Annotated in this window: 4 protein-coding genes and 1 pseudogene; 4 read left to right on the plus strand and 1 reads right to left on the minus strand. The window is 49.0% G+C overall.

Annotated features, from left to right (window positions below):
* Positions 1-308: 308 nt before the first annotated feature.
* The 3 genes and pseudogenes from C5687_RS23620 to C5687_RS23630 form a co-directional block, all read left to right on the plus strand.
* Positions 309-641 (plus strand): annotated as a pseudogene (locus C5687_RS23620) (nucleotidyltransferase domain-containing protein); the annotation flags it as partial.
* Positions 642-753: 112 nt separating this feature from the next.
* Positions 754-1,530, plus strand: coding sequence for an isocitrate lyase/PEP mutase family protein (locus C5687_RS23625; protein WP_104558171.1), 777 nt, complete (start codon positions 754-756; stop codon positions 1,528-1,530).
* Complete coding sequence (locus C5687_RS23630; RefSeq protein WP_104558175.1) at positions 1,514-2,560, plus strand: bifunctional transcriptional activator/DNA repair enzyme AdaA; 1,047 nt, start codon at positions 1,514-1,516, stop codon at positions 2,558-2,560. Before C5687_RS23625 ends, C5687_RS23630 begins: the two co-directional genes overlap by 17 nt.
* Positions 2,561-2,691: 131 nt before the next feature.
* Here the strand turns inward: C5687_RS23630 and C5687_RS23635 are convergent, their stop codons facing one another.
* Positions 2,692-3,159 carry a hypothetical protein gene (locus tag C5687_RS23635; protein WP_104558172.1) on the minus strand — a complete coding sequence of 156 codons (468 nt, stop codon included), beginning with the start codon at positions 3,157-3,159 and terminating at the stop codon, positions 2,692-2,694.
* A 288-nt stretch (positions 3,160-3,447) separates the two neighbouring features.
* Between C5687_RS23635 and C5687_RS23640 the strand changes: the two genes are divergently transcribed.
* Positions 3,448-3,814, plus strand: a 367-nt coding sequence (locus C5687_RS23640) for an STM2901 family protein (RefSeq protein WP_104558174.1), incomplete at its 3' end; no start/stop codon positions are given.

Here is a 3,814-nt window from a genome sequence, read left to right on the forward strand (position 1 = left end):
TTGGTCAAAGGGATGTGGGGAGCAATATAAAGTACTGGTCAATTGGTCGGTTTTTTTTTGCAAAGATAACGGTATATCGCTTCCCGCGAAAATAGCATTTCATCAGGTGTTGCTGTACTCTTTATTTTTGGGATCTTCTGTTGGATGACTCCCCCTCAAATTAACATATAAAGCCTGGCGTTTAATAAGAGCGAATTAGCCCTCTGTTCATTTAATGAAAAATGACTGTTCCTTCAAAAATATCTGGCCTGAATATAAATTACTCGATATTCTGTAATGCTTTGTCTTTTTTGTGAACAGGAAAAAGTATGCTTAGTACATTACCCGAGTTACACAGAAGTTTTGCAGAGCAACTCAGGCTTAAATTTCAGGCTGATTCGCGGATCCACTCCCTTCTCGCTGGCGGCTCGCTTGTTCATGGCGGGTTCGATAAATACTCCGATCTCGATTTTATCGTTGTGGTAGACCCTCTCTACTATGATGACATCATGGCGCAGCGCTTTGCACTCGCCGGAACACTGGGCCATCTGCTCCATGCTTTCACCGGGGAACATGTCGGAGAGCCTCGTCTGCTTATCTGCCTGTTGGGCGGTGCTTGCCATGCTGAAAGCCAGCACGTGACCCTGAAAGGTATCAGTCTGGTTCGCCCCCGCGTTCAGACGACGTTTGCGAAAAAATGGTCGTCTGAATTTCGGTTGTGACGCTCTGACGGAATGCTTAGATTCATTTTCAATCTATCGAGAGGATATGAATATGAACTTTGCAGACCTCCACAACCCGCATGATCCCCTTCTTATCGCTAACGTCTGGGATGCTGCCAGTGCTGTCGCGGCGCAAGAAGCCGGTTATCAGGCACTGGGAACGTCCAGCGCAGCAATCGCGTCCACACTGGGATATGAAGACGGGCAGGGAATGCCGTTTGATGAGTTATTTTATATGGTCACCCGTATCCTGGCTGTCAGCAAACTGCCCCTGAGCGTTGATATGGAAGCAGGGTATGGGGATTCAGCCGAAGAGATAGCAGCCAACCTCAGGCGCCTTGCACAGACAGGCGTAGCAGGCGTTAACCTTGAAGACAGCAGAGTCATAAACGGGGTGCGTCAGCTTGACGATGCCTCTGATTTTTTCCGTATTCTAAGCACAGTATGTGATGCGCTGAGAAGCGAAAATTGTCGCCTGTTTCTGAACATCCGGACTGATACTTACCTACTCGGGCATAAAGATGCGTTGCAGGAGACAATATTACGGGGTCAGCGCTATAAAGCTGCAGGTGCTGACGGCCTTTTTGTTCCCTGTCTGACGTCAGAGAAAGACATCAGCCTCATTGCAGAGGCAACGGGGCTGCCTCTGAATGTGATGTGCATGCCCGATCTTCCGTCATTCGACAGGCTGAAACGGGCCGGGGTAAGCCGCATTTCAATGGGCAATTTTGTTCATTCGGCCATGCAGTCAACGCTGACGGACGTCATGCATACGATCCGATCTCGTCAGACGTTTGAAGGACTTTTTAATGATGAAAATAACCGATAAGAATTTATGCGATATCTGGTATCAGGCATTACTTGAACGTGCTTCAGAATATACTGGCGTGTTTTTTGTTGGCGTCAAAACCACGGGCGTATTCTGCATTTCGGTATGCCGGGCACGAAAACCCAAACGTGAAAATGTCGAGTTTTATAAAGATGCCAAATCTGCCCTTGCGGCCGGCTTTCGTCCCTGTAAGGTCTGCCGCCCCGCTGAAAATGCGCACAGCGCGCCATTATTCGTTGAACAGGCAGTTGCGCTTGTCAGGCGCGATATTAAATCCCGCGTAACTGACGCGGAGCTACGCCAGCATGGAATCAGTCCGGAGCGGGTAAGGCGCTGGTTCCTGCAACTTCACGGCATCACTTTTCAGGCTTTCCAGCGAATGCAGCGGGTCAACGTTGCCCTGCAGGAACTGAAAAGCGGACGCACTGCGACGGACGTTGCGCTGGACAATGGCTATGAATCCCTTAGCGGGTTTGGTTATACCTACAAGCGGCTTACTGGCGCAGCGCCGACTCAGACAACCCAGGTGATTGTGATTCACCGGTTTACCACCACGCTTGGGCCGATGTTTGTCTGTGCGACAGAGCGGGGAGTGTGCCTGCTGGAGTTTACCGATCGCCGGATGTTAGAAACAGAGTTTCGCGATATTCAGCGGTTATTTAACGCCAGAATTGTCACCGGAGAAAATAGCCATACCCGGCAGACAGTAAAAGAGATTGGCGAGTATTTTGCCGGAACGCGCCGACAGTTTGATCTTTCTTTAGATGCTCCGGGCAGTGATTTTCAACAATCCGTCTGGCAAGAACTGCGTGCAGTTCCCTATGGACAGACCTCAAACTATCAGGCCATTTCACTGAGGCTTAATAAGCCAAATGCTGTGCGCGCCGTCGCTGCTGCTAATGGGGCAAACCGGATTGCGATTGTGATCCCCTGTCACAGGATAATTGGAAAAGATGGCGCGATGACGGGTTACGGAGGGGGAATTTCACGTAAAGAATGGCTTATTGAGCATGAGAGGAAGAATGTTTAATGGGGTGATACTTCAGTGTCGCCGGGAAATTTCTGGGCTTTCAGGTCTTCATCATTCGCTGAGCCTGCATACTTCTCAGGAGCATTTATCCTGCTCTGCGAAAAGCCTTTTCATTCTGTTAAATAATGACTTCAGCTTACGTTTTCCGACGCCGGTGCGGTAGTTATCGTTATGTACTTTTTCAGACCAGACGTCCGTTTAACACCTTTGGGAGCGGAAACAAAAGGAAGCCGCAGACGAGGTGAATCGGACACTTTCAGTATCCAGATATAATCCCCAATAAACCTGAAATCCACGCTATCCTCAGTAACCTGGAGATCCGCAAAAGTTCCTGTCGAGTACTCATTTCCTAAATGAACAATTTCTTTAAGCCCGTCATGAACGTCAATAAGGGCAATCGTCAGGGATTCCTCGAAAATAATGTCATCTGTCAGAAACAGGATGTAGCGCTGCTCATTAACCTGGACTGCTGCTTCAAGCACCTTCCCCGGTACAAGAATGCCGGTGCTTTTACCATTGAGCACAACGTCAGATTGAGCCTGGGATACATCGGTAGCTTCGCGAACCTTAACCAGAGATATTGAATTAACCTGTTGCATAATCACTTCCACAAACGTCCTGTTTCCCATGCAGCAAAAGCACTGCCGACGAAGCCATCGATAGTTGTGTCAACGCCCCCTATTGAATGATAAGGCCGTCTGGCAATTTCTGGTATCCATTGAAGCCGGAAGGCGCGCAAAGTTGTTCATGCCGGGAACCTCTTTCCCAACATTTTTTGTCGTGGCATCGTCTGAACCCAAAATTAGGATAACGTTAAGGCGCATGTTCTGGACGGTACCAAAGGCCAGTATTAGGATTTAGTTCGTCAGCTTAAACAGGGAAAGGTTATGGATACGACCGAACAGTTAAACGGAAAATACTTCTTTGATGGAATGAGCGTCGATAAAGAGGAGCTGCTTTACTGGCTTCTTCTGGATGAATTTAAAAAGCAGTTTAGCGATGTGATTGACTTGCTGGCAATTGCTTCCATGTTGGTCAGCTTGCCGGTAATCCCTGTTAGCGGGAAACTGGGGGCAGGTGCTGCAACCAGGGGAACAAGCCCGCTTTCTCTTGGGCTTCGTACGCTTATCCGACAGCGTTTTAAGCAGGGCCGTAGAACCATCACCTGGGCAAAACTCTTACGTGGCGAGTGGGCATACACAACCAGTATAGGGGCATACATCGGGAGATGGCTCCCTTGGGTTGGTGCCGTAC

This window comes from Enterobacter sichuanensis (assembly GCF_002939185.1).
GTDB lineage: Bacteria > Pseudomonadota > Gammaproteobacteria > Enterobacterales > Enterobacteriaceae > Enterobacter > Enterobacter sichuanensis.

Bases quoted from the DNA above. Each gene is read 5' to 3' on its own strand.
- C5687_RS23625 (WP_104558171.1), top strand. From the start codon at position 754: ATGAACTTTGCAGACCTCCACAACCCGCATGATCCCCTTCTTATCGCT.
- C5687_RS23630 (WP_104558175.1), top strand. From the start codon at position 1,514: ATGAAAATAACCGATAAGAATTTATGCGATATCTGGTATCAGGCATTA.
- C5687_RS23635 (WP_104558172.1), bottom strand. From the start codon at position 3,159: ATGCAACAGGTTAATTCAATATCTCTGGTTAAGGTTCGCGAAGCTACC.